General features: G+C 72.8%; 18 protein-coding genes. 9 read left to right on the top strand and 9 right to left on the bottom strand.

Translation table 11 applies throughout. The annotated features are described in order from the left end of the window. Nucleotides 1–96: 96 nt before the first annotated feature. The 3 genes from pyk to pta all read right to left on the bottom strand — a co-directional run bounded on the left by pyk (nucleotide 97) and on the right by pta (nucleotide 4,930). Nucleotides 97–1,527 carry a pyruvate kinase gene (gene pyk / locus ABZW32_RS01530; protein ID WP_356209707.1) on the bottom strand — a complete coding sequence of 477 codons (1,431 nt, stop codon included), beginning with the start codon at nucleotides 1,525–1,527 and terminating at the stop codon, nucleotides 97–99. A 62-nt stretch (nucleotides 1,528–1,589) separates the two neighbouring features. Further along, the gene (locus ABZW32_RS01535) at nucleotides 1,590–2,804 is read right to left on the bottom strand and encodes an acetate kinase (protein ID WP_356209710.1); all 1,215 of its coding nucleotides are present in this window, start codon (nucleotides 2,802–2,804) and stop codon (nucleotides 1,590–1,592) included. A gap of 35 nt (nucleotides 2,805–2,839) precedes the next feature. Continuing rightward, entirely contained in the window at nucleotides 2,840–4,930 is a 2,091-nt protein-coding gene (gene pta / locus ABZW32_RS01540) for a phosphate acetyltransferase (protein ID WP_356209712.1), read from the bottom strand. A gap of 312 nt (nucleotides 4,931–5,242) precedes the next feature. Here pta and ABZW32_RS01545 point away from each other — a divergent pair, with 312 nt between their 5' ends. Then, on the top strand, nucleotides 5,243–6,268 hold the full coding sequence (locus ABZW32_RS01545; RefSeq protein WP_356209715.1) for an ATP-dependent 6-phosphofructokinase: 1,026 nt from the start codon (nucleotides 5,243–5,245) through the stop codon (nucleotides 6,266–6,268). 116 nt (nucleotides 6,269–6,384) lie between these two features. Here ABZW32_RS01545 and ABZW32_RS01550 read toward each other — a convergent pair whose 3' ends face one another. Next, nucleotides 6,385–7,008, bottom strand: coding sequence for a helix-turn-helix domain-containing protein (locus ABZW32_RS01550; protein ID WP_356209965.1), 624 nt, complete (start codon nucleotides 7,006–7,008; stop codon nucleotides 6,385–6,387). Nucleotides 7,009–7,408: 400 nt separating this feature from the next. Here ABZW32_RS01550 and ABZW32_RS01555 point away from each other — a divergent pair, with 400 nt between their 5' ends. Together ABZW32_RS01555 and ABZW32_RS01560 are read left to right on the top strand one after the other, a co-directional pair. Continuing rightward, entirely contained in the window at nucleotides 7,409–7,831 is a 423-nt protein-coding gene (locus ABZW32_RS01555; RefSeq protein ID WP_356209717.1) for a MerR family transcriptional regulator, read from the top strand. 31 nt (nucleotides 7,832–7,862) lie between these two features. Further along, nucleotides 7,863–8,222: a thioredoxin domain-containing protein gene (locus tag ABZW32_RS01560; RefSeq protein WP_356209719.1), complete on the top strand. Its 360-nt coding sequence runs from the start codon at nucleotides 7,863–7,865 to the stop codon at nucleotides 8,220–8,222. Here ABZW32_RS01560 and glgB read toward each other — a convergent pair. The 4 genes from glgB to ABZW32_RS01580 form a co-directional block, all read right to left on the bottom strand. Further along, nucleotides 8,212–10,524, bottom strand: a complete 2,313-nt coding sequence (gene glgB / locus ABZW32_RS01565) for a 1,4-alpha-glucan branching enzyme (RefSeq protein ID WP_356209721.1) — start codon at nucleotides 10,522–10,524, stop codon at nucleotides 8,212–8,214. The genes ABZW32_RS01560 and glgB overlap by 11 nt on opposite strands. After that, entirely contained in the window at nucleotides 10,521–11,957 is a 1,437-nt protein-coding gene (locus ABZW32_RS01570) for a phosphotransferase (RefSeq protein WP_356209724.1), read from the bottom strand. Before ABZW32_RS01570 ends, glgB begins: the two co-directional genes overlap by 4 nt. 155 nt (nucleotides 11,958–12,112) lie before the next feature. After that, nucleotides 12,113–13,819, bottom strand: coding sequence for a maltose alpha-D-glucosyltransferase (gene treS, locus ABZW32_RS01575; protein WP_356209727.1), 1,707 nt, complete (start codon nucleotides 13,817–13,819; stop codon nucleotides 12,113–12,115). Beyond that, nucleotides 13,816–15,810 (bottom strand): alpha-1,4-glucan--maltose-1-phosphate maltosyltransferase, encoded by a 1,995-nt coding sequence (locus ABZW32_RS01580; protein WP_356209730.1) that lies wholly within the window; start codon nucleotides 15,808–15,810, stop codon nucleotides 13,816–13,818. Before ABZW32_RS01580 ends, treS begins: the two co-directional genes overlap by 4 nt. A gap of 335 nt (nucleotides 15,811–16,145) precedes the next feature. Here ABZW32_RS01580 and ABZW32_RS01585 point away from each other — a divergent pair, with 335 nt between their 5' ends. From ABZW32_RS01585 to glgP, 4 genes are all read left to right on the top strand, one after another. Then, nucleotides 16,146–16,730 carry a GNAT family N-acetyltransferase gene (locus ABZW32_RS01585; protein WP_356209732.1) on the top strand — a complete coding sequence of 195 codons (585 nt, stop codon included), beginning with the start codon at nucleotides 16,146–16,148 and terminating at the stop codon, nucleotides 16,728–16,730. A gap of 3 nt (nucleotides 16,731–16,733) precedes the next feature. Next, complete coding sequence (locus ABZW32_RS01590) at nucleotides 16,734–17,252, top strand: hypothetical protein (RefSeq protein WP_356209735.1); 519 nt, start codon at nucleotides 16,734–16,736, stop codon at nucleotides 17,250–17,252. Nucleotides 17,253–17,297: 45 nt separating this feature from the next. Further along, nucleotides 17,298–18,248 carry a hypothetical protein gene (locus ABZW32_RS01595; RefSeq protein ID WP_356209738.1) on the top strand — a complete coding sequence of 317 codons (951 nt, stop codon included), beginning with the start codon at nucleotides 17,298–17,300 and terminating at the stop codon, nucleotides 18,246–18,248. 109 nt (nucleotides 18,249–18,357) lie between these two features. Continuing rightward, entirely contained in the window at nucleotides 18,358–20,994 is a 2,637-nt protein-coding gene (gene glgP, locus ABZW32_RS01600) for an alpha-glucan family phosphorylase (RefSeq protein ID WP_356209740.1), read from the top strand. A 10-nt stretch (nucleotides 20,995–21,004) separates the two neighbouring features. Here glgP and ABZW32_RS01605 read toward each other — a convergent pair whose 3' ends face one another. Next, nucleotides 21,005–22,009 carry an Lrp/AsnC family transcriptional regulator gene (locus ABZW32_RS01605; protein ID WP_356209742.1) on the bottom strand — a complete coding sequence of 335 codons (1,005 nt, stop codon included), beginning with the start codon at nucleotides 22,007–22,009 and terminating at the stop codon, nucleotides 21,005–21,007. Nucleotides 22,010–22,149: 140 nt separating this feature from the next. Between ABZW32_RS01605 and ABZW32_RS01610 the strand changes: the two genes are divergently transcribed. Both ABZW32_RS01610 and ABZW32_RS01615 read left to right on the top strand, forming a co-directional pair. After that, nucleotides 22,150–23,664 carry an MFS transporter gene (locus ABZW32_RS01610; protein ID WP_356209744.1) on the top strand — a complete coding sequence of 505 codons (1,515 nt, stop codon included), beginning with the start codon at nucleotides 22,150–22,152 and terminating at the stop codon, nucleotides 23,662–23,664. A gap of 150 nt (nucleotides 23,665–23,814) precedes the next feature. Beyond that, nucleotides 23,815–24,297 carry a hypothetical protein gene (locus ABZW32_RS01615; protein WP_356209746.1) on the top strand — a complete coding sequence of 161 codons (483 nt, stop codon included), beginning with the start codon at nucleotides 23,815–23,817 and terminating at the stop codon, nucleotides 24,295–24,297. The last annotated feature ends 3 nt before the right edge of the window (nucleotides 24,298–24,300 follow it).

The raw sequence follows: 24,300 nt of genomic DNA on the forward strand, positions 1-24,300 counted from the left end.
GGGCCCCGGAACGCACCGAGGGCGGCGCTCCCGGTCCCGGTGGGGGAGTCGGGGGCGCCGCCCTCGGTCTCTGTGCGGCAGAGTGCGGACGGTCGGTCAGGCCTGGGTGGCGCTGCCCAGGTGGTGGACGCGGACCATGTTGGTCGTGCCCGGGACGCCGGGGGGCGAGCCGGCCGTGATGATCATGGTGTCGCCGGCGGCGTAGCGGCCCAGCTTGAGCAGCTCGCCGTCCACCAGGTCGACCATCGCGTCCGTGTTGTCCACGTGCGGGACGACGTAGGAGTCGACGCCCCAGCTCAGGGTGAGCTGGTTGCGGGTGTTCACGTCCGTGGTGAAGGCCATGATCGGCTGCGTGGCGCGGTAGCGCGACAGGCGGCGGGCCGTGTCGCCGGACTGGGTGAAGGCGATGAGCGCCTTGCCGTCGAGGAAGTCCGCGATCTCGCAGGCCGCGCGGGCGACGGAGCCGCCCTGGGTGCGCGGCTTCTTGCCCTGGACCAGCGGCTGGAGGCCCTTGGAGAGGAGCTCCTCCTCGGCCGCCGCGACGATCTTCGACATCGTCTTGACGGTCTCGATCGGGTAGGCGCCGACCGAGGACTCGGCCGACAGCATGACCGCGTCGGCGCCGTCGAGGATGGCGTTCGCGACGTCGGAGGCCTCGGCGCGGGTCGGACGGGAGTTGGTGATCATCGACTCCATCATCTGGGTCGCGACGATCACCGGCTTGGCGTTGCGGCGGCACATCTCGATGAGCCGCTTCTGGACCATCGGGACCTTTTCGAGCGGGTACTCCACGGCGAGGTCGCCGCGGGCCACCATGACCGCGTCGAAGGCGTCGACGACCGCCGCCATGTTCTCGACGGCCTGGGGCTTCTCGACCTTGGCGATGACGGGGACGCGGCGGCCCTCCTCGTCCATCACCTTGTGGACGTCCTTGACGTCGTTGGCGTCGCGGACGAAGGAGAGGGCGACCATGTCGCAGCCCATCCGCAGGGCGAAGCGCAGGTCGTCGACGTCCTTCTCCGACAGGGCGGGGACGTTCACGGCGGCACCCGGCAGGTTGATGCCCTTGTGGTCCGAGATGACACCGCCCTCGATGACGATGGTCTTGACCCGCGGGCCCTCGACCTCCGTCACCCGCAGTTCGACGTTGCCGTCGTTGATCAGGATCTGGTCACCCTTGGCGACGTCGCCCGGGAGGCCCTTGTAGGTGGTGCCGCAGATGGACTTGTCGCCCGGGACGTCCTCGGTGGTGATGGTGAACTCGTCACCGCGCACCAGCTCGACGGGACCCTCGGCGAAGGTCTCCAGACGGATCTTCGGACCCTGGAGGTCGGCGAGCACGCCGACCGCGCGCCCGGTGTCCTCGGAGACCTTCCGGACGCGGTCGTACCGCTCCTGGTGTTCTGCCTGGGATCCGTGGCTGAAGTTGAATCGGGCCACGTTCATACCTGCCTCGATGAGCGCTTTCAGCTGCTCATACGAGTCGACGGCGGGGCCCAGCGTGCAGACGATTTTGGAACGGCGCATGAAGCGGATCCTATCCGTTTGTTTCGTAGCGGAATATTCCGTCTGGTGGAAAGTCCAAGTGACTACTGGGTAACCAGCGCGTACGCCTGGGTCGCGATCTCCAGTTCCTCATCGGTCGGGACCACGGCCACGGCCACCCGGGCGTCCTTCGCCGACACCAGCCGGGGCTCGGTCGAGCGGACGGCGTTGGCCTCGGGGTCCAGCGCGAGGCCCAGCTCCTCCAGACCCGCCACCGCAGCCTCCCGGACGGCGGCCGCGTTCTCCCCGACGCCCGCCGTGAACACCACCGCGTCCACCCGGCCGAGTACCGCCGTATAGGCGCCGATGTACTTCTTCAGACGGTGGACGTACGCCGCCAGCGCGAGCCGGGCCGCCGGGTCGCCCCCGTCCGCCCGCCGCTGCACCTCGCGCATGTCGTTGTCGCCGCACAGACCCAGCAGACCGCTCTTCTTGTTCAGCAGCGAGTCGATCTCGTCGACGGACAGGCCGCCGACCCGGGCCAGGTGGAAGACGACCGCGGGATCCACGTCGCCCGAACGGGTCCCCATGACCAGGCCCTCCAGCGGGGTCAGGCCCATCGAGGTCTCCTCGCACACCCCGCCCCGGACGGCCGATGCCGAGGCCCCGTTGCCCAGGTGGAGCACGATCACGTTGACGTCCTCGACCGGCCTGCCCAGCAGCGCCGCCGTCGCCCGGGAGACGTAGGCGTGGGAGGTGCCGTGGAAGCCGTAGCGCCGGATGGCGTACTTGTCGGCCGTCGCCGCGTCGATCGCGTACCGGGCCACGTGCTCCGGCATCGTCGAGTGGAAGGCCGTGTCGAAGACGGCGACCTGCGGGACGTCCGCGCGCAGCGAGCGGGCCACCTCGATGCCGGTCACGTTCGCCGGGTTGTGCAGCGGGGCCAGCGGGATCAGGCTGCGGATCTCCGCGAGCACCTCGTCGTCGATCACCGTCGGCCGCGTGAAGCGGGTCCCGCCGTGCACCACCCGGTGCCCGACCGCGGCCAGCTCCGGGGAGTCCAGGCCCATGCCGTCGGCGGCCAGCTCCGCGGCGACCGCCTCCAGGGCGGCCTCGTGGTCGGCGATCGGGCCGAGCCGCTCGCGGGGGCCGGCCGCGGCGCCGGGGCCGGTGAGCGGTTCGTGCACGAGCCGGGAGGTCTCCTCGCCGATCCGCTCCACCAGCCCCGCCGCGAGGCGGGACCGGTCCGCCATGTCGAGGAGCTGGTACTTGACCGACGAGGAGCCGGAGTTGAGGACGAGTACGCGCGATGCGGTCACGGTGGCGGTCTTTCCTTCTTGCGGACGGAGGGAGGTCAGGCGGAGGCGGACGGCGCGCCCTGGGACTGCGCCTGGATCGCGGTGATGGCCACGGTGGTGACGATGTCCTGCACCAGCGCGCCCCGCGAGAGGTCGTTGACCGGCTTGCGCAGACCCTGGAGGACCGGGCCGACCGCGACGGCGCCCGCCGAACGCTGCACGGCCTTGTACGTGTTGTTGCCCGTGTTCAGGTCGGGGAAGATCAGCACGCTCGCCCGGCCGGCCACCTCGGAGTCCGGCAGCTTGGTCGCCGCGACCGAGGGCTCCACCGCGGCGTCGTACTGGATCGGACCCTCCACGGCCAGGTCGGGGCGGTGCGCGCGGACGATCTCGGTGGCCTTGCGGACCTTGTCGACGTCCGCGCCCGAGCCGGAGGTGCCGGTCGAGTACGAGAGCATCGCGATCCGCGGCTCCACGCCGAAGGCGGCGGCGGTCGCGGCGGACTGGACGGCGATGTCGGCGAGCTGCTCGGCGTTCGGGTCCGGGTTGACGGCGCAGTCGCCGTAGACGAGGACCTTGTCGGCCAGGCACATGAAGAAGACCGAGGAGACGATGGAGGCCTCCGGCTTGGTCTTGATGATCTCGAAGGCCGGACGGATGGTCGCGGCGGTGGAGTGCACCGAGCCGGAGACCATGCCGTCGGCGAGCCCCTGCTGGACCATCAGGGTGCCGAAGTAGTTGACGTCGGTGACCACGTCGGCGGCCAGTTCGACGGTCATGCCCTTGTGGGCGCGGGCCTGGGCGTAGTACTCGGAGAACCGTTCCCGCAGGGGGGAGGTCGCCGGGTCGATCAGCTGCGCGCCCGAGATGTCGAGGCCCAGGTCGCCGGCCTTCTTCAGGATGGCCTGCTCCTCGCCGAGCAGGGTCAGGTCGCAGACCCCGCGGCGCAGCACCACGTCGGCCGCGCGCAGCACGCGCTCCTCGGTGCCCTCGGGCAGGACGACGCGGCGCCGCTCGGCGCGGGCCCGCTCCAGCAGCTCGTGCTCGAACATCATCGGGGTGACCCGCTCGGACCGGGCCACGGACAGCAGCCCGCGCAGCTCGGCGGTGTCCACGTGCCGTTCGAAGAGGCCGAGGGCCGTCTCCAGCTTGCGCGGGGTCGCGGAGTTCAACCGGCTCTGCAGCGAGAAGAGTTCGGCGGCCGTGGGGAAGCTGTTGCCGGCCACCGACACCACCGGGGTGCCCGGGGCCAGCTTCGAGGCCAGGGTCAGGACCTCGTCGGTCGGGCGTTCGTTCAGGGTCAGCAGCACGCCCGCGATCGGAGGGGTCCCGGAGGTGTGCGCGGCCAGCGCCCCCACGACCAGGTCGGAGCGGTCCCCGGGGGTGACGACCAGGCAGCCGGGGGTCAGGGCGTTCAGGAAGTTCGGCAGCATCGCGCCGCCGAAGACGAAGTCCAGGGCGTCGCGCGCCAGCCCGGCCTCGTCGCCGAGGAGCACCTCGCCGCCGAGCGCCCGGGTGATCTGGGCGACGGTGGGGGCCGACAGGGACTTGTCGTCGGGCAGTACGTAGCAGGGCACCGGCAGCCGGGCGGCGAGCCGCTCGGCTATGAGGTCGCGGTCCTCGGCGGCCACCCGGTTGACGACCATCGCCACGACGTGGCAGCCCAGGCTCTCGTAGGCCCGGTGGGCGTTGCGCGCCTCGGCGCGCACGGCCTCGGCGGGGTGCTTGGTGCCGCCCACCACGGGGATGACGACGGCGCCGAGCTCGTTGGCGAGCCGGGCGTTCAGCGCGAGCTCGTCCGGGAGGTTCGTGTCGGCGTAGTCGGTGCCGAGGACCAGCATGACCTCGTAGTCGCGGGCCACCCGGTGGTAGCGGTCGACCAGTCGGGACACCAGCTCGTCGGTGCCCTTCTCGGCGAGGATCGCGGAGGCCTCCTCGTACTCCATGCCGTACGCCGTCGCGGCGTCCTGATCGATCCGGTAGCGGGCCTTGAGGAGGTCGAAGAGCCGGTCGGGGCCATCGTGCAGCAGCGGCCGGTACACGCCGACCCGGCCTGTCTGACGGGTCAGGAGCTCCATGATCCCCAGCTCGACGACCTGGCGGCCGTCCCCCCGCTCGATACCGGTCACGTACACGCTGCGCGTCACGCGTGCTCTCCGTCCCATGATGTGTGTGCCGGGCCGGCCCCGCCGCGGAGCGGGGAGATCTTCGACCCGGTTGTCCCGATTGGTGTGGGCTTGACCTCTTGACAATACCTCTGCCGATGGATACGACGCCCGCCGGGAAAAAGGCCTGGCGGGGAGGGTCGAAAGGCCCTGTGGGCGGATCCGCGCGGCGAGCGCACCCTCCGCGGACCGTGGAACAATCGGACGGGGTTCACCATTACGCCCTTCATCTTGTACGGCCGTACGCCCGCACGCGCCCGGCCGGGTACGACCAGGAGCAGGAGACACAGCACGATGCGTATCGGAGTTCTCACCGCAGGCGGCGACTGCCCGGGCCTGAACGCTGTCATCCGGTCGGTCGTACACCGCGCCGTGGTCGGTCACGGGGACGAGGTCATCGGTTTCGAAGATGGTTTCAAGGGCCTCCTCCACGGTCACTACCGCCCCCTCGACATCAACGCCGTCAGCGGCATCCTGGCCCGCGGCGGCACCATCCTCGGCTCGGCGCGCATGGAGCGCGCCCGGCTCCACGAAGCGGCCGAGAACGCGGCCGAGTTGGCCCGCCGCTACGAGATCGACGCGCTGATCCCGATCGGCGGCGAGGGCACCCTGACCGCCGCCCGGATGCTGTCCGAAGCCGGGATGCCGGTGGTCGGCGTACCGAAGACCATCGACAACGACATCTCCGCCACCGACCGCACCTTCGGCTTCGACACCGCCGTCATGGTCGCCACCGAGGCCATCGACCGCCTCAAGACCACGGCCGAATCGCACCAGCGCGTGATGGTGGTCGAGGTCATGGGCCGCCACGCGGGCTGGATCGCCCTGGAGTCGGGCATGGCCGGCGGCGCCCACGGCATCTGCCTGCCGGAGCGCCCGTTCGAGGTGGAGGCCCTGGTCAAGATGGTGGAGGAACGATTCTCCCGGGGCAAGAAGTTCGCCGTCATCTGCGTGGCGGAGGGCGCGCACCCGGCCGAGGGCTCCATGCCGTACGAGAAGGGCGCGATCGACGCCTACGGTCACGAGCGCTTCGCCGGCATCGGCAACCGCCTCGCCGTCGAGCTGGAACACCGCCTGGGCAAGGAGGCCCGCCCGGTCATCCTCGGTCACGTCCAGCGCGGCGGCACCCCCACCGCCTACGACCGCGTCCTCGCGACCCGCTTCGGATGGCACGCGGTGGAGGCCGTCCACCGCGGCGAGTTCGGCAACATGACCGCCCTGCGCGGCACCGACATCGTGATGGCCCCGCTCGCCCACGCGGTCACCGAGCTGAAGACCGTCCCGGAGAACCGGATGTACGAGGCCGAGTCGGTCTTCTGACCCGGTCCGACGGGCCCCGCCCGCCGGGACCTTGGACCCCAGTTGCGCGCCGAACGGCCCCGGGCGTCTCCCTCGCGGAGCGCCCGGGGCCGTTTCTTCGCAGGAGGGGGTGTGGCCTATCCCGCACCGCCGGCCAGTGCCCAGAACCGGTCCACGATCTCCGCGAGGAACTCCCGGCCCGCGTCCCCGGTCCCGGCCGCGCCCCCGCCGCCGCCCCAGCTCAGGGTGGCCACCATCCGCGACTGGTAGTCGTTGTGCATCGTCTCCAGGACCCGCTCCAGATGGGCCTTGGGCACCGGCAGCAGCTTGGCCAGCGGTTTCGTGTACGCCTGCCAGCGGGTGGTGACCGCGCTGCGCAGCAGTCCGGCGAGCTCCTCCTCCTTGCCGGTCGCCGCCACGAACTGGGCCAGGGTCAGGCCGAGCACCGAGGCGAGGGCCGCGGACTGCCGTTCGTTGCCCTTCCAGCGCCCGGAGTCCTCCATCTTCTGGTACGAGTTCGCGTCCAGCCCGATCCGCCGGGCCAGGTCCTCGGGGTCCAGGCCGCGCGCCATGCGGTGTTCGCGCAGGGAGACGGGCTCGGCGAGCAGCTCGCCGGGGGCGCACCAGAGCACGCCGGCGAGCGCCGTGAGCTCGGCGGAGGTGGGGGACTGTTCCCCCCGCTCCCACGCCATCACGGTTTCGGGCGCGACGAGCAGGCCGTACTGGGCGCGCAGGCCATAGGCGACATGACCGGGAGCCATGCCCAGGGCCGCGCGCAGGCGACGCGCGGCGGGGGCATTGAAAGGTGGGCTGGAGTGCACACGGCACACCGTAGGAGTGGCCGAGGGGTGGCGACTACCAACCAATCAAACAAGCTCATAACTCGTAGGAAAGTCCTATGGAGTTTGATGCTTTGGGTCGGTTTCCCGGCGACTGTCCGGTAATCGGATTAAGCGAAGATCCAATATCAGCGTACGGATTCGGCCACTCCATTTCAGGCGCCTTCCGCAAACTCATGGAGTGATCCCCGTCACAGGGCCCGAACCGGACATCCACCCCGTACGTGATCCGTATCGGGGACCCTCGCACACGGGGGTGGCGAGGGTCCCCCGGCCCGCCGACCCTTGCCTTGACGTCGGCGTCAAGCCCTACGGTCGGTCCATGCGCATCGGCGAACTGGCGGAGCGGGCCGGGACCAGCACACGGACCCTCAGGTACTACGAATCACGCGGGCTGCTGGCCGCCCGGCGGACCGGCAACGGCTACCGCGACTACGACGAGGACGACCTGCGGCTGCTGCGGCAGATCCGCACCCTCCAGGACTTCGGCTTCGAACTGGAGGAGACCCGCCCCTTCGTCGACTGCCTGCGCGCCGGCCACCCGGCCGGGGATTCCTGCCCGGCCTCGCTCGCCGTCTACCGGCGCAAACTCGACGAGCTCGACGGCCTCATCGGCCGGCTGGCCGACGTCCGCGAGCAGGTCGCCCGGCAGCTCGCCGCCGCCGAGGAAGAGACCGGTGCCGGCACCGGCACAGGGGAGAGGGACGGGGAACCGCCCACGCCGCGCTGCGAGATGACCGGCTGATCTCTGACCACCCGCACGAGAGGGGAACCACATGATCCACGCCCAGGGCGTACCCGAAGTGACCGACGCCGACTTCACCGCGGAGGTACTGGAGGAACGCGGCCGGCCCGTCCTGGTGGAGTTCACCGCGGACTGGTGCGGACCCTGCCGCCAGCTCGCCCCCGTCCTGTCCGCCGTCGCGGCCGAGGAGACGGACCGGCTCAAGGTCGTCCAGATCGACGTCGACCGCAACCCGGCCACCGCCGCCCGCTACGGCGTCCTGGCCACCCCGATGCTGTTCGTCTTCCGGGGCGGCGAACCCGTCCGCCAGCTCGTCGGCGCCCGCGCCAAGCGCAGGCTGCTCCAGGAACTCGAAGAGCACCTGGAGCAGCGGCCGGCCGCTACGGCCTGAGCCAGACCGTCGCCATCGGCGGGAGCGTCATCCGCAGGCTCGCCGCACGCCCCTGGGCCGGTACCGGCTCGGGGCGCAGCGCACGGGCGTGGTGGACGCCGCTCCCGCCGTACGGTTCGAGGTCGGTGTTGAGGACCTCGCGCCACTGACCCACCTCCTGCGGCACCCCGATCCGGTAGCCGTGCCGCACCACCGGGGAGAAGTTCGACACGCACAGCAGCGGCGAGCCGTCCCGCGCGAACCGCAGGAACGCGAACACGTTGTCGTCGGAGGCGTCCGCCTCCACCCACGCGAAGCCCTCCGGCACGCTGTCGCGCTCCCACAGCGCCGGCGAGGCCGTGTACGTGCGGTTCAGGTCGCGCACCAGGTTCCGGACGCCCAGGTGGTCACCGGCCGCCGGGTACGCGGAGTCCAGCACCCACCAGTCCGGGCCGTACGTCTCCGACCACTCCGAACCCTGCGCGAACTCCTGCCCCATGAACAGCAGCTGCTTGCCGGGATGGGCCCACATGAAGCCCAGGTACGCCCGGTGCGTGGCCCGCTGCTGCCACCAGTCGCCCGGCATCTTCGACACCAGCGAACGCTTGCCGTGCACCACCTCGTCGTGCGAGATCGGCAGCACGTAGTTCTCGCTGAACGCGTACACCATCCCGAAGGTCATGTCGTGGTGGTGGTACTTGCGGTGCACCGGCTCCTTCGACACGTACCGCAGCGTGTCGTGCATCCAGCCCATGTTCCACTTCAGCCCGAAGCCCAGCCCGCCCGCGTCCGTCGGCCGCGTCACCCCGTTCCAGGCCGTCGACTCCTCCGCGATCGTCATCACCCCCGGGCAGCGCCGGTACACGGTCGCGTTCATCTCCTGGAGCAGCGCCACCGCGTCCAGGTCCTCCCGGCCGCCCTGCGCGTTCGGCGACCAGTCGCCCTCGTCGCGCGAGTAGTCCAGGTACAGCATCGACGCCACCGCGTCCACGCGCAGCCCGTCCACGTGGAACTCCTGGCACCAGTACACGGCGTTGGCGACCAGGAAGTTGCGGACCTCCTTGCGGCCGTAGTCGAACTCCAGCGTCCCCCAGTCCGGGTGCGCCGCCCGCCGCGGGTCCTGGTGCTCGTACAGCGGCCGCCCGTCGAACTCGGCCAGCGCCCAGTCGTCGCGCGGGAAGTGCGCGGGGACCCAGTCGACGATCACCCCGATCCCGGCCCGGTGCAGCGCGTCGACGAGGAGGCGGAAGTCGTCCGGCGTGCCCATCCGCGAGGTCGGCGCGTAGAACCCGGTGACCTGGTAGCCCCAGGACCCGCCGAAGGGGTGCTCGGCGACCGGCATCAGCTCCACGTGCGTGAACCCCAGCTCCTTCACGTACGCCGGCAGCTGCTCCGCCAGCTGCCGGTACGAGAGCCCCGGCCGCCAGGACGCCAGGTGCAGCTCGTACACCGACAGCGGCGCCTGGTGCGGCTCCAGTGCCCCGCGCCGCGCCATCCACTCCGCGTCCTGCCACTCGTACCGGGAGGCGGTCACGATCGAGGCGTTGGCCGGCGGGACCTCCGCGTACCGGGCCATCGGGTCGGCGCGCAGGGTGTGGCCGCCGTCCGGGCGGGTGATCTCGTACTTGTACAGGGCGCCCTCGGCCACCCCCGGCAGGAACAGCTCCCACACGCCGCTCGCGCCCAGCGAGCGCATCGGGTACGCGACCGCGTCCCAGTACGAGAAGTCCCCGGTCACCCGCACGCCCAGGGCGTTGGGCGCCCACACCGTGAACCGGGTGCCCGCCACCCCCTGGTGCTCCATCGGCTGCGAGCCGAGCGCCGTCCACAGCTCCTCGTGCCGGCCCTCGCCGATCAGGTGCAGGTCCAGCTCGCCGAGGGCGGGCAGGAACCGGTAGGGGTCGTGGACCTCGATCTCGTCGCTGTCGTACGTCACCAGCAGCCGGTAGTCCGGCACCCCGGTCAGCGGCAGCAGCCCGGAGAACAGCCCGTCCCCGTCGTCGAAGAGTTCCGCCCGCAGCCCCTTGGCGACGACCGTGACGGTCTTCGCGTACGGGCGCAGCACCCGGAAGGCCACCCCGCCGCGCTGCGTGCGGGCCCCCAGCACCGCGTGCGGGTCGTGGTGGCGGCCCTCCAGCAGCCGGGCCCGTTCCTCCGCCGCCAGCGCGGGGGCCGGCCGCACCCCGTGGGGCGGGGCGGCGCGGCGGGCCCGGGGGGTGCGGGACCCCTTCGGCGCGGCAGGTGCGGCAGGCGCGGCCGGAGCGGCGGGCTCGGGTGCGGCCTTGTCGCGGACGGTCGGTGACGGCTGTCGTGCGGCGCTCACGCGAGCGGCCTCCTCGGGGGCTTCGGGTGGGGAGTGGTGCCGGGGGTGACCGGCGGGGGCATGCGGTGGGCGGGTCGCTGGGGTTCCGACAGGCGGCGGATCGCCGCCATCGGGACGTGCAGCCAGTCGGGGCGGTGCCGGGACTCGTAACGGGCCTCGTACACCGCCTTGTCGGTCTCGTACGCGCGCAGCAGCACCGGGTCCTCGCGGGGGTCGCGGCCGGTGGTGCGGGCGTAGCCCTCGCAGAACGCGGAGCGGCAGGCGTCCGCCCAGGCGGGGGCGAACGGCCGGTGCGAGCGGGCGGCGTAGTCGAAGGAGCGCAGTATCCCGGCGATGTCGCGCACGGCCGGTTCGGGCCGGCGCCGGTCGGCCAGCGGCCGCGCGGGCTCCCCCTCGAAGTCGATCAGCGCCCAGCTGCCGTCGGCGGTGCGCAGGGTCTGCCCCAGGTGCAGGTCGCCGTGGATGCGCTGGGCGGGGACCCCGGCGCCCCGGGAGGCGGCCAGGGCGTCGAAGGCCCCGCGCAGCCCGGCCTCGTAGGGCTGGAGGGCGGGTACCTCGCGGACGGTGGCGGCGAGCCGCGCGGTCATCCCGGCGGCGAGCCGGGCCGTCTGCTCGGGGCCGAGCGCCAGGGTGGGCAGGGCGGCGGCGAGGGCGCTGTGCACCTCGGCGGTGGCCCGGCCCAGCGCGTGCGCCTCGGCGGTGAAGTCGGCCCCGGCGCCGAGCCGGCGCAGCGCCAGCTGCCAGCCGTCGTCGGAGCCGCGCAGGTAGGGCTGGAGGACGCCCAGGGTCAACGGTTCTCCACCGGGCAGCTCGGCCTCGTACCAGGCGACGGGCGCGGGCACCCGGGCGCAGCCGGCGGCGGCCAGTGCTCTGGGCAGCTCCAGGTCGGGGTTGACCCCGGGGCCGACCCGGCGGAAGACCTTCAGGATGTACGCGTCCCCGTAGATCAGCGAGGAGTTGGTCTGCTCCCCGGACAGCGGCCGGGGGGTGAGCCCGGCCGGGACCGGGGCCCCGGGGTCCCGGTCGAAGCGCAGCGGCCCCAGGGCGCCGGGGGAACGCAGCCGCTCCAGCAGCATCGAGGCGAGCCGGGGGTCGCCCAGCGCCTCGTAGACCGTGCGGCCCGTGTACGGCCCGGACTCGACGTGCCCGATCAGGGCGGGGCCGAGGGCGGGCGGCAGGGGCGACGGGCGGATCCCGAGCAGGAGTTGGTAGCAGTCCCCGTCCACGTCGAGGAGCAGGTGCAGCAGGCCGGGGGTGGATCCCGGCGGCAGCAGCTCGGCCGCGGAGACGGTCCTGAGCCTGCTGATGGCGCGGCCCTTGCCCGCGAACCAGCGCTGGGCGGGCAGCCAGGCCCGCAGCATCGGCTCCAGCGGGGCGATCCCGGCGGCCCGGTCGGCCGCCAGCCGGCTCCGGGCGGATGCAGCCTCCGACATGGCGTCGCGTCCTTTCCCCGGGCCGTCACAGAATGCGCAGAGTGTCCCGGATGCGCGGCAGTTGCTTCTCCGGTATGGGCGAGTGTCGGGTCAGGATGATCCGTACAGGGGCGGGCGATTGACCCGAATGAGTGCCCGCCCCGTACATCGGCCCGTCAGTCGGCGCGCTTCTCGCTCCGCAGGCGGAACCAGTAGAAGCCGTGGCCCGCCAGGGTCAGCAGGTACGGCCACTCGCCGATCGGCGGGAAGCGCACGTCACCCGTGAGCTCCACCGGGACCCGCCCGTTGAACGACCGCAGATCGAGCTCGGTGGGCTGCGCGAAGCGCGAGAAGTTGTGCACGCACAGCACCAGGTCGTCCCCGTACTCGCGCAGGAACGCGAGCACCGCCGGGTTCGACGACGGCAGTTCGGTGTACGAGCCGAGTCCGAAGGCCGGGTTCGCCTTGCGGATCTCGATCAGCCGCCGGGTCCAGTGCAGCAGTGAGGAGGGCGACGCCATGGCCGCCTCGACATTGGTGACCTGGTACCCGTGGACCGGGTCCATGATGACCGGCAGGTTCAGCCTGCCCGGATCGCAGGAGGAGAAACCGGCGTTGCGGTCCGGGGTCCACTGCATCGGCGTGCGGACCCCGTCGCGGTCGCCCAGCCAGATGTTGTCGCCCATGCCGATCTCGTCGCCGTAGTAGAGCACCGGCGAGCCGGGCAGCGACAGCAGCAGGGCCGTGAACAGCTCCATCTGGTTGCGGTCGTTGTCCAGCAGCGGGGCGAGCCGGCGCCGGATGCCGATGTTGGCCCGCATCCGCGGGTCCTTGGCGTACTCGGCGTACATGTAGTCGCGCTCTTCGTCCGTGACCATTTCGAGGGTGAGCTCGTCGTGGTTGCGCAGGAAGATGCCCCACTGGCAGCGGTCCGGGATCGCCGGGGTCTTGGCCAGGATTTCGGAGACGGGGTAGCGGGACTCTCTTCGGACCGCCATGAAGATGCGCGGCATGACGGGGAAGTGGAACGCCATGTGGCATTCGTCCCCGCCCTTCGCGTAGTCGCCGAAGTAGTCGACGACGTCCTCGGGCCACTGGTTGGCCTCGGCGAGCAGCACCGTGTCCGGGTAGTGCGCGTCGATCTCCGCCCGGACCCGCTTGAGGAGCCGGTGGGTACGGGGGAGGTTCTCGCAGTTGGTGCCCTCCTCGGCGTACAGGTAGGGCACGGCGTCGAGGCGGAAGCCGTCGATGCCGAGGTCCAGCCAGAAGCGCAGGGCGGAGACGATCTCCTCCACCACGGCCGGGTTCTCGTAGTTGAGGTCCGGCTGGTGCGAGAAGAAGCGGTGCCAGTAGTACTGCTTGCGTACGGGGTCGTACGTCCAGTTCGAGGTCTCGGTGTCGACGAAGATGATGCGGGCGTCCTGGTACTGCTTGTCGTTGTCGGCCCACATGTAGTAGTCGCCGTACGGTCCGTCCGGGTCCTTGCGCGACTGCTGGAACCACTCGTGCTGGTCGCTCGTGTGGTTCATGACGAAGTCGATGATCACCCGCATGCCGCGGGTGTGGGCCGCGTCCACGAACTCCACGAAGTCGGCGAGGTCGCCGAACTCGGGAAGCACGGACGTGTAGTCGGAGACGTCGTAGCCCCCGTCGCGCAGGGGCGAGGCGAAGAACGGCGGCAGCCACAGGCAGTCGACGCCGAGCCACTGGAGGTAGTCCAGCTTCGCGGTGAGCCCCTTGAGGTCACCCACGCCGTCGCCGTTGCTGTCGTGGAAGGAGCGGACGAGCACCTCGTAGAAGACCGCCCGCTTGAACCAGTCGGGATCGCGGTCCTTGGCGGGGGTGTCCTCGAAGGTGTCGTGGACGGGATCGTTGATCATCATGTGGTGGGTGACCCTCCGGTGGGCGGGGACGGTCGCAGGGCGGCCAGTACGTGCGCGGGCGTGCGGCCCGGTTCCAGGCGCACGTAGTTCGCCCTGCCCCAGTGGTAGGTCTCGCCGGTGAGCTCGTCGCGCACCGCGAGGGACCCGTGCCAGTCGAGGCCGAGTACCGGCATGTCCAACGAGACCGTCGCCTCCTGGGTGTGGTGCGGATCGAGGTTGACGACCACCAGTACGGAATTGGCTCCGGCGTGCTTCGAAAAGGCGATCACCTGTTCGTTGTCGGTCGTGTGGAAGTGGATGTCGCGCAACTGCTGGAGTGCGGGGTTGCGCCGGCGGAGCCGGTTCAGGGTGGTGATCAGCGGGGCGATGGAACGGCCCTCGCGGTCGGCGGCGGCCCAGTCGCGGGGCCGCAGCTCGTACTTCTCGGAGTCCCGGTACTCCTCGCTGCCCTCGCGCACCGGCTCGTTCTCGCAGAGCTCGTAGCCCGCGTAGACGCCCCAGGTGGGGGAGAGGGTGGCGGCGAGGACCGCCCGGACCTCGAAGGCCGGCCGGCCTCCCTTCTGCAGGTACTCGTGCAGGATGTCCGGCGTGTTCACGAAGAAGTTCGGCCGCATCACGGAGGCCGAACGGTCCCCGGACAGCTCGGTGACGTACTCGGTCAGCTCGGCCTTGGTGTTGCGCCAGGTGAAGTACGTGTACGACTGCTGGAAGCCGATCGCGGCGAGCGCGCGCATCATGGCGGGCCGGGTGAAGGCCTCCGCCAGGAAGATCACGTCGGGGTCGGACTTGTTGATGTCCGCGATCACCTTCTGCCAGAACACGACCGGCTTGGTGTGCGGATTGTCCACGCGGAAGATCCGGACGCCGTGCTCCATCCAGTGCCGCAGGATCCGGACCGTCTCCGCGACGATGCCGGCCATGTCGGCGTCGAAGTGGATCGGGTAGATGTCCTGGTACTTCTTCGGCGGGTTCTCGGCATAGGCGATCGTCCCGTCCGCGCGGTGGCGGAACCACTCCGGGTGCTTCTCCACCCACGGGTGGTCCGGGGAGCACTGGAGGGCGAAGTCGAGCGCGATCTCCATGCGCAGCTCGCGGGCGCGCGCGACGAAGGCGTCGAAGTCCTCGATGGTGCCGAGCTCGGGGTGTACGGCGTCGTGCCCGCCCTCCGTGGAACCGATCGCCCACGGCACGCCCGGATCCCAACTCCCCGCAGAAAGAGTGTTGTTGGGTCCCTTGCGGTAGGTGGACCCGATGGGGTGGACGGGCGGCAGGTACACCACGTCGAAGCCCATGGCGGCGATGGCCGGCAGCCGCTCGGCGGCCGTCCGGAAGGTGCCGCTGACCGGCGCCCCGCCCGGTTCGACCACCGCGCCCTCCGAGCGCGGGAACATCTCGTACCAGGAACCGAAGAGGGCCCGCTTGCGTTCGACCTGGAGGGGCAGCGCCTTGGCCGCGGTGACCAGCTCCCGGTACGGGCGCTTGGCGAGCGCCGCGTCGACGGCCGGTGCGAGCGCGGCCGCGTACCGCCGCTCCACCGGCCGCTCCTCGTCGCGCATCGCGTCGGCCGCCGCCAGTACGGCCTCGCGTCCGTCGCGCTTGGGGATCTTGGCCGCGGCGCGGGTGTACAGCTCCGCGCCTTCGAGCAGGGTCAGTCCGGTGTCGAGGCCCGCCGGGATCTTGATGGCGGCGTGGGCGCGCCAGGTGGCGACCGGATCGCTCCACGCCTCGACGGTGTAGGTCCACCTCCCCTCGATCTCGGCGGACACCCGGGCCCCCCACCGGTCGGTGCCGGGGGCGAGCTCGTTCAGGGGGACGGGCGGGCGCAGCCGCCCGCTGGGATCGCGCAGGACGACGTGCGCGCCGACGGCGTCGTGGCCCTCGCGGAACACGGTGGCGGAGATCTCGAAGACCTCGTCCACGACCGCCTTGGCGGGTCTGGCGCCGCAGTCGACGGCGGGGCGGACGTCCAGCACGGGAATGCGACCGATCATGATGGGATCACCTGGGGGCAGTTCGCAGGGCTCGGTGACAACAGGCCAGCCGCGATGGCGGCTGGTAGTGCACGCTCTGTTCGCTCTGTTTCTAGCCGCTCGGAAGACGGCTGGGCTGCGGGCATGGCCGCTCCTGTCCGCGTTCACTCGGGTGGCGGGGAAAGGTTGGGGGCGGGTGCGCCGTGCGTGTACCGCGCGTACCCGCAGAGCCCTGCCCCACTCACACCCCGCCCAATCCGTGCTGTTGGTTAACTACTCGTACGTAGTGGCACGCGGAAGTCCAGGGGATGGATCGACATCCACCGAGGCTCCGTCAAGTCGGCCGGGAGCAGCCCTTGTCCAGCGAGATGTCCCCCACCCCACCCACCACCAGGGCCCCACAGCCGGTGTTCGCACTGCCCTGCGGGATGGAGTTGCGGCCCTGGGGGGAGGCGGACGCCCCGGTCCTCGTGGAGGCCTACGAGGACCCCGGCATACGCCACTGGAACCGGCCCGAGCCGGAAACCCCGGAGTCGGCCGTCGCCCGCGTCCGGCGCTGGGGCCTGCGCTGGGAGGCGGGGGAGGCCGCGTTGTGGGCGCTGGCCGACCCGGGTCCGGCGCCGGCCGTCGGGCTCGTCGGGCTCGGCGACATCGATGTGAGCGGCGGCAGCGCGGAGTTCCTGTACTGGCTGCTGCCCCGCGGGCGCGGGCGCGGCGCGACGGTGCAGGGCGTCCGGGCCGTCTCCCGGTGGGCCTTCGACGGCCTCGGCCTGCACCGGCTGCGGATCTGCCACTCCGTGGCCAACCCGGCCTCCTGCGCCGTGGCCGTCCGGGCGGGCTTCCCCCTGGAGGGCACGATGCGCGGCGCCCTCCACCACGCGGACGGCTGGCACGACGAGCACCTGCACGCCCGGCTGGCGACGGACCCGGAGACGGCGTAGCCGGTGGACGCCGCGCAGGCGCTGTTCCCGTACGTCGGGCCGCCGGGCCCGGCCGCCCTCGTCCGCCCCGGGGTCCGCGGGCGCGCCGTGCGCGGCCCGGGGGACCTGGAGCCCCTCCCCGCAGACCCGGGCGAGCCCTGCACCTACGTGGTCGACCGGGAGGGGGTGCTGCGGATCGCCCCCCGGCGCAGCGAGCACGTCGTCTGCGCGGGCGGCGAACCGGTACGGGCCGCCGGGGAGATGGGCTTCCTGCGGGGCCTGCGGGGCGCCGCCGGGCCGTGGACGGTGGACGCGGTGAGCAACCTGTCCACCGGCTACTGCCCCGACCTGACGGCCTGGCGGGCCGTCGCCGCCGCCCTGGACCGGGCCGGGATCCACCGCCCGGAGGGCTTCACCCACGCGGTGGTCTTCCGCCGGTGCGAGAGCTGCCGCGCGTGCAACGTCGTCCGGGAGGACTGGTACGTGTGCGCCCTGTGCGACGCCGACCTGCCGGCCCGGTGGAACATCGGCCACGGGAGCTGACGCCGGCGGTCCGCCGCGCCCCGCGCACGCGGGACAATGCCCGGCATGGGCCTGACGGAGCAGCTCGGACATCCCGACCCCCGGCAACGGGAGGCCGCCGCACGCCGGGTGGCGCTGCAGGTGTGGGAGCCGGAGGCGGAGGAGGAGATCGGCGCCGCCCTCGTGCGGGCCGCCGGCGCCGAGACGGAAGCCGGCCCGCTCGCGGCGCAGCTCGACGCGCTGCCCGCCGTCGAGGCGGGGCTCACCGACGAGGGCCTGCACCGGCTCGGCCTGGTCCGATCCGAGGCCCCCGTGCTCGCCCGGCTCCTCGCGCGGGCCGGCCGGCTCCAGATCTCCGCGCCCGTGCGGCCCAGCGGCGCCGCCACCCTGGCCGTCGTGCGCTGCCTGCGCGGGGCGCCGCGCACCGGGCTGTGGCTGCGCACCCCGGACGGGGAGTGGACCGTACTGGAGCGCATCGAGCTCTACGGCCGGGCCGCCGACCGCCTCGACTCCGGGCTGACCGGGCGGGTGCTGCTCTCCGGGCCCGGGGCGCGCGCCCTGGGGGAGTGGGAGCGCCTCGACGCCGACCCCCGCCCGCGGGAGTGCGTACGGGGGCTGCGCGCGCCCGACCCCCGCGTCCGCGCCCTGGCCGCCGCCGGGGCGGCGGAAGTGGCCGCAGCCGCGGGCACGGCCGGAGCCGCGGGCACGGCCGGAGCGGGCGGTGCCGCCGCAGCGGGCGGTCCGGGCGGTGCGGGCGCACCCGCCGGAGCCGTCGGAGCGGGCGCACCCGCCGTCGGCCCGGAGGCGGGCCGGATGCTCTGCGCCGCCCTGGCCCGTGCCGCCGCCACCGAGCCCGACCCGGCCGCCCTGGAGTCCGAGCTCGCGGCCCTCCTGGCCCTGGCCCCCTTCCTCGGCCCCCCGGCCCTCGCGCTCCTGCACGCCCTGGACCCCGCCACCCTCCCGGCGAGGGCCCGCACTTGCCTGGACGCGCTGCTGCGGCCCGGCCGCCCGGGCTGAGGCGGGATGGCCCGCGGCCGGAGCCGACGCTAGCCTTCCGGGGGCGTTGCGCGGGTGCACAGCGTGGTGCGGCCGCTCCTATCCGTCATCCCCTGCGAAGGTGGTACACGTGAAGGCCATCCGTCGATTCACCGTGCGCCCCGTCCTCCCGGAACCCCTGATGCCGCTCGCCGAACTCGCGCGCAACCTGCGCTGGTCGTGGCATACGGAAACCCGCGAACTCTTTCAATCCGTCGATCCCGAGGGCTGGCAGGCCGCCGGCGGTGACCCCGTCCGGCTGCTCGGGTCCGTGCCCGCCGCCCGGCTGGAGGAACTCGCCGCCGACCGGCGGTTCCTGCGGCGGCTCGCCGTCGCCGTGGCCGACCTCGACGACTACGTCCACGGCGGGAGGTGGTACCAGAGCCAGGAGAACACCGCCGAGCTCCCCGCCGCCATCGCCTACTTCTCCCCCGAGTTCGGGATCACCGCCGCGCTGCCGCAGTACTCGGGCGGCCTCGGGATCCTGGCCGGCGACCACCTGAAGGCCGCCAGCGACCTCGGCGTCCCCGTCATCGGTGTCGGGCTGCTGTACCGGCACGGCTACTTCCGCCAGTCCCTCTCGCGCGACGGCTGGCAGCAGGAGCACTACCCCGTCCTGGACCCCCACGAGCTGCCCCTGACCCTGTTGCGCCACGAGGACGCGACTCCCGCCCGGGTGTCCCTCACGCTGCCGGGCGGGCGGTCGTTGCACGCGCACATCTGGCAGGCCCGCGTCGGGCGGGTGCCGTTGCTGCTGCTCGACTCCGACGTCGAGGACAACGACGCCGCCGCCCGCGAGGTGACCGACCGGCTCTACGGCGGCGGCAGCGACCACCGCCTGCTCCAGGAGATGCTGCTCGGCATCGGCGGCGTCCGCGCCGTGCGCGCCTACTGCGGGATCACCGGGCACGCCGCCCCGGAGGTCTTCCACACCAACGAGGGCCACGCCGGCTTCCTGGGTCTGGAGCGCATAAGGGAACTGGAGGGGGAGCAGGGGCTCGGCTTCGACGCCGCCGTCGAGGCGGTGCGCGCCGGGACCGTGTTCACCACGCACACCCCCGTGCCCGCGGGCATCGACCGCTTCGAGCGGTCCCTGCTCGCCCGGCACTTCGGCGAGGGCGGCGAGCTGCCCTCCGTACCGGTCGACCGGATCCTGGAGCTCGGGGCCGAGACCTTCCCGGGCGGTGACCCCGGGGTGTTCAACATGGCCGTCATGGGGCTGCGCCTGGCCCAGCGCGCCAACGGGGTCTCCACCCTCCACGGGGCGGTCAGCCGCGGCATGTTCGCCGGGCTCTGGCCGGGCTTCGACGCGGCCGACGTGCCCATCGCGTCCGTCACGAACGGGGTGCACGCCCCGACCTGGGTGGCCCCCGAGGTGATGCGGCTCGGCGCCCGCCAGATCGGGTCCGGGCGAACCGAGGACGCCCTCGCGGTCGGCGGTTCGCCGCGCTGGGACGCGGTCGCGCAGATCGCGGACCAGGACGTGTGGGACGTGCGCCGGGCCCTGCGCGAGCAGCTGGTGCAGGAGGTGCGGGACCGGTTGCGGGCCTCGTGGAAGCAGCGCGGGGCCGCCGACGCCGAACTGGGCTGGGTGGACTCCGTCCTGGACCCGGACGTGCTGACCATCGGGTTCGCCCGCCGGGTGCCCTCGTACAAGCGGCTCACGCTGATGCTCCGCGATCCCGAGCGGCTGCGCCGGCTGCTCCTGGACCCCGACCGGCCCGTGCAGATCGTCGTCGCGGGCAAGGCGCACCCGGCCGACGACGGCGGGAAGCGGCTGGTGCAGGAACTGGTGCGCTTCTCCGACGACCCGCGGGTGCGCCACCGGATCGTGTTCCTGCCCGACTACGGCATGGCCATGGCCCAGAAGCTCTACCCGGGCTGTGACGTCTGGCTGAACAACCCGCTGCGGCCGCTGGAGGCCTGCGGCACCAGCGGGATGAAGGCGGCGCTCAACGGGTGCCTCAACCTGTCCGTCCTCGACGGCTGGTGGGACGAGTGGTTCGAGCCCGACTTCGGCTGGGCGATCCCCACCGCCGACGGCCTGGGCACCGACGAGGACCGGCGCGACGACCTGGAGGCGGGCGCCCTCTACGAGTTGATCGAGAGCCGCGTCGCACCCCGCTTCTACGACCGGACGGGGCGGACGGGGCTGCCCGTGCGGTGGATCGAGATGGTCCGCCGCACCCTGGTGTCCCTGGGCCCGAAGGTGCTCGCGGGGCGGATGGTGCGGGAGTACGTGGAGCGCCTCTACACCCCCGCCGCCCTCTCCCACCGGGCCCTGGATCCCGCCGCCGCGCGGGACCTCGCCTGGTGGAAGGGGCGCGTACGGGCGGCCTGGCCACGGGTGGCGGTCGAGCACGTGGAGGCCGTCGCCGCGGCGCCCGTCGGGGGCACCGCCGAGCTGGGCGCCACCCTCACCCTGCGGGTCCGGGTGGCGCTGGACTCGCTGGCACCCGATGACGTGGAGGTGCAGGCCGTCGCGGGCCGGGTCGACGCGCAGGACGTGATCCGGGACGCGCGGACCTTCCCGCTGAAGCCAGCCGCCGGCCCGGACCTGGAGGGCCGCTGGGTCTACGAGGGCCCGCTCGCCCTCGACCGCACGGGGCCCTTCGGCTACACCGTGCGGGTCCTGCCGAGCCACCCGCTGCTGGCGACGGCGGCCGAACTGGGACTGGTCGCCGCCCCGGTGGACGCCGAACCGGTGGGCGGCGTGGTGCTGCGCTGACGCGGTGACGTCAGGGGGCGGGCGGCGGGTCCACCAGCCGCTGCCCGTCCTCCACCAGCATCCCGGCCCGCTTCACACTGCGCAGGGTCGGGATCACCTCCACCTGGCCGACGCCGTCCACGGCGCCGATCCGCTCGGTCAGGTACGTGTAGAGCGCGTCGGTGTCCCGGCACACCACCACGGCCATGAGGGAGGACGCCCCCGTCACGGCCGCCGCGAACGGCACCTCCCGGTGGCCCGCCAGCGCGCGGCCCACCTCCGCCAGCCGGGCCGGCGGGACGGTCAGCGCCAAGGTGGCCTCCGCCTCGTAGCCGAAGAGCGACGGGACGAACTCCACGTCGAAGAAGAGCGCCCCCAGATCGCGCAGCCGCTCCACCCGCCGCCGGGCGGTCGATTCCGACAGACCGGTGGCGCGGGCCAGGTCCGGATACCCGGTGCGGCCGTCCCGGCCCAGCAGCGAGAGCAGGGCCAGCTCCGTCTCGTCCAGGACGTACCGCTCCTGAGCGGGCTCGACGGGGGGCCGCTCCAGCGCCGCGATCTGGTCGGGCCGCAGCACGTCCACGCCCGCCCACGCGTCGGGCCCGCCGAAGAACTTCCGCAGGATGGTGTGGGCGCTGATCCCGGTCACCCGGCGGGTGCGCGGCAGCTTCTCCAGCAGCAGGGCGTCCCGGTCCTTGCGGGTCCGGGCCCGGGTCATGCAGTGGATCTCCGTACCGCCCGAGTTCAGCGTCACCCACGCGATGTCCGGACGGCGGGCGAGCGCCTCCGCCACCGGGAGCGCCGCGTCGGGGGCGCACTGCACCCGCAGCCAGGACTCGAACAGGCCGACGCGGCTGCCCTGCGGCAGCCCCACGACCCGGACCAGGCCCTCGGTCCGCAGGCGCCGGTAGCGGCGTACGACCGTCTGGTCGGAGACCTCCAGCACCTCGGCGATCCGGCTGAAGGGGGCCCGGCCGTCGATCACGAGGGCCTGGACCAGGCACTGGTCGAGGGCATCCAGCTCCACGTCTTTCATGGTTTCCATCATCGCAGGCGCTTCGATGGGGGAAATCCGGCAGGACGAGGTCGCTGGGTGGGGGGCGGGCGCGGGGCGCTGAGACCTTGGGGCGCCGGGACCCACACCGCTCCCGGGATCAGCGACCGAGGAGAACCCCCATGCGCAAATGGCTCCCCCTGACGGCCGTGTGCCTCGGGGCCTTCATGCTGCTGGTCGACGTCACGATCGTGACCGTCGCCCTGCCGGACATGGCGAAGGACATGAACACCGGCTTCGCCGGACTCCAGTGGGTGATGGACGTCTACGCCCTCGCCCTGGCCGCCCTGCTGCTCGGCGCGGGCTCGCTCGCCGACCGGATCGGGCGCCGCCGCGTCTACCTCGGCGGCCTCGCCGTCTTCGCCGCCGCCTCCCTCGCCTGCGGTCTGGCGACCGGTCCGGAGGCCCTGATCGCCTTCCGCGCCGTCCAGGGGCTCGGCGGCGCGGCGATGTTCGCCACCACCATGGCCCTGCTCAGCTCCGCCTATCAGGGCCGCGACCGGGGGATCGCCTTCGGCGTCTGGGGAGCGGTCAACGGCGCGGCCGCCGCGGCCGGACCGATCGTCGGCGGGCTGCTGACCGAGCACTTCGGCTGGCGCTGGATCTTCTTCATCAACCTGCCCTTCTGCGCCCTGGCCGTCTACGTGACCCTCAAGGCGGTGGCCGAGTCCCGCAACCCGCGGGCCACGGGCCTGGACCTGCCGGGCATGGCCGCCTTCACCGCGGGCGCCGGGGCCCTGACCTACGCGCTGATCCGGGTCGGCGAGAACGGCTGGACCTCCGCCGCCACCCTCGGCCTGCTGGCGCTGGCCGCCCTCGCCTTCACCGCGTTCGTCCTCGTCGAACTGCGCAGCACCAAGCCGATGCTGGACCTCTCGCTCTTCCGCAGCCCGAACTTCGTCGCCGTCATGGCGGGCGGCCTGCTGCTGTCCGGCGCGGCCTTCTCGTACCTGATGTACGTCTCCCTGTGGCTCCAGTCCGCCGAGGGCATGGGGCCGGTCCAGGCGGGTCTGGTGCTCGTGCCGATGAGCCTGGCCGCCTTCGTGGTCTCGGCGCTGGCCGGGCGGCTGCTGCACGCGGCCCCGCCGCGGCTGACCATCGCCGGCGGACTGCTGCTGATCGGCGCGGGGGCGCTGCTCCAGGCCTGGATGACGGAGGCCGGCGACGGCTGGACGGTGCTGGTGCCGGGGCTGGTGCTGACCGGCGTCGGCGTCGGCATGGCCACCCCGCAGCTCGCGGCCGTCGCGATGGCCTCGGTGGCACCGGCCCGCGCGGGCATGGCGGGCGGCGCCCTGAACACCTCCCGGCAGCTCGGCAACGCCCTCGGGATCGCGGTGCTGGGCGCGGTGTTCCACGCCGGGCTGGTCTCCGGGCTCGACGGCCGGCCGCGCGGTACGGCCGACGTACTGGCCTCCGGCGGGGCCGGGCGGCTGCTCGCCGAGGCCCCGGACGCGGCGCGGTGGGTGGAGGCCGCCTTCGCGAGCGGGCTGCGGGAGACGTTCCTGGCCTCGGGGGTGATGGGTCTGGCGGGCGCGCTGGCGGTGGCGCTGCTGATCCGCCGCCCGGCCGCGGACGCCCGGGTCCCGGCCCAGGCCTCCGCCGCGGCGGACGCCGCCCCGGAGCGGGCCTCGGCCTGAGGGAGGCGGATGGCTCAGGGGCGTTCCGTGAGGGTGAACCTTCGAACGCACTGAGCACGCCGCGCCGGTTCCGGCCTCGGGTCCGCTCCTACGCTGCCCGCGGTGCCCACCCGACCCGGGCACCGCCGGAACCCGAGAAACGGAACGATCATGCGTCTTCGCACCACCGGGGCGGGGCTGCTCGCGGCCCTCGCCCTCGTCCTGCCCACCGCCGGCCAGTCCCTGGCCGTCGGCCACGACCCCCACCACGACAGCCTCGGCACCTTCTTCTACCGCTTCACCGACGGGGACGGCGAATCCCGCACCGGCCAGATCCACCCCGGGGACAACGACACCTGCTACCAGCTCACCCACGCCCAGCGCCACCCGGCGTACGCCGTGAAGAACGAGACGGACTCCCTGGCGCTGGTCTACCGCAACGGCAACTGCGGCGGCGAGGCCGAGGAGACGTTGTTCCCGGGCGACCGGGCCAACAACCTCAACGCCCGGTCGGTCTACTTCAAGCCGGTCGACGGGCACCACGGCCGCCACGACGGCGACGACTGGGGCGACGAGGACCGCAGCGCCGGCCCGCGCACCGTGCGGGACCGCGCGGGCGACCTCTTCGGCCGGGTCATCGGCCCGCGGGGCTGATCC

Source organism: Streptomyces sp. NPDC004667, from assembly GCF_040609475.1.
Taxonomy (GTDB): Bacteria; Actinomycetota; Actinomycetes; order Streptomycetales; family Streptomycetaceae; genus Streptomyces.

Excerpts from the sequence above, each read along its gene's own strand:
- pyk (WP_356209707.1), bottom strand. The coding sequence starts at position 1,527 with ATGCGCCGTTCCAAAATCGTCTGCACGCTGGGCCCCGCCGTCGACTCG.
- ABZW32_RS01545 (WP_356209715.1), top strand. The coding sequence starts at position 5,243 with ATGCGTATCGGAGTTCTCACCGCAGGCGGCGACTGCCCGGGCCTGAAC.
- ABZW32_RS01550 (WP_356209965.1), bottom strand. The coding sequence starts at position 7,008 with ATGGCTCCCGGTCATGTCGCCTATGGCCTGCGCGCCCAGTACGGCCTG.
- ABZW32_RS01555 (WP_356209717.1), top strand. The coding sequence starts at position 7,409 with ATGCGCATCGGCGAACTGGCGGAGCGGGCCGGGACCAGCACACGGACC.
- ABZW32_RS01560 (WP_356209719.1), top strand. The coding sequence starts at position 7,863 with ATGATCCACGCCCAGGGCGTACCCGAAGTGACCGACGCCGACTTCACC.
- ABZW32_RS01570 (WP_356209724.1), bottom strand. The coding sequence starts at position 11,957 with ATGTCGGAGGCTGCATCCGCCCGGAGCCGGCTGGCGGCCGACCGGGCC.
- treS (WP_356209727.1), bottom strand. The coding sequence starts at position 13,819 with ATGATGATCAACGATCCCGTCCACGACACCTTCGAGGACACCCCCGCC.
- ABZW32_RS01580 (WP_356209730.1), bottom strand. The coding sequence starts at position 15,810 with ATGATCGGTCGCATTCCCGTGCTGGACGTCCGCCCCGCCGTCGACTGC.
- ABZW32_RS01595 (WP_356209738.1), top strand. The coding sequence starts at position 17,298 with ATGGGCCTGACGGAGCAGCTCGGACATCCCGACCCCCGGCAACGGGAG.
- ABZW32_RS01605 (WP_356209742.1), bottom strand. The coding sequence starts at position 22,009 with ATGAAAGACGTGGAGCTGGATGCCCTCGACCAGTGCCTGGTCCAGGCC.
- ABZW32_RS01610 (WP_356209744.1), top strand. The coding sequence starts at position 22,150 with ATGCGCAAATGGCTCCCCCTGACGGCCGTGTGCCTCGGGGCCTTCATG.
- ABZW32_RS01615 (WP_356209746.1), top strand. The coding sequence starts at position 23,815 with ATGCGTCTTCGCACCACCGGGGCGGGGCTGCTCGCGGCCCTCGCCCTC.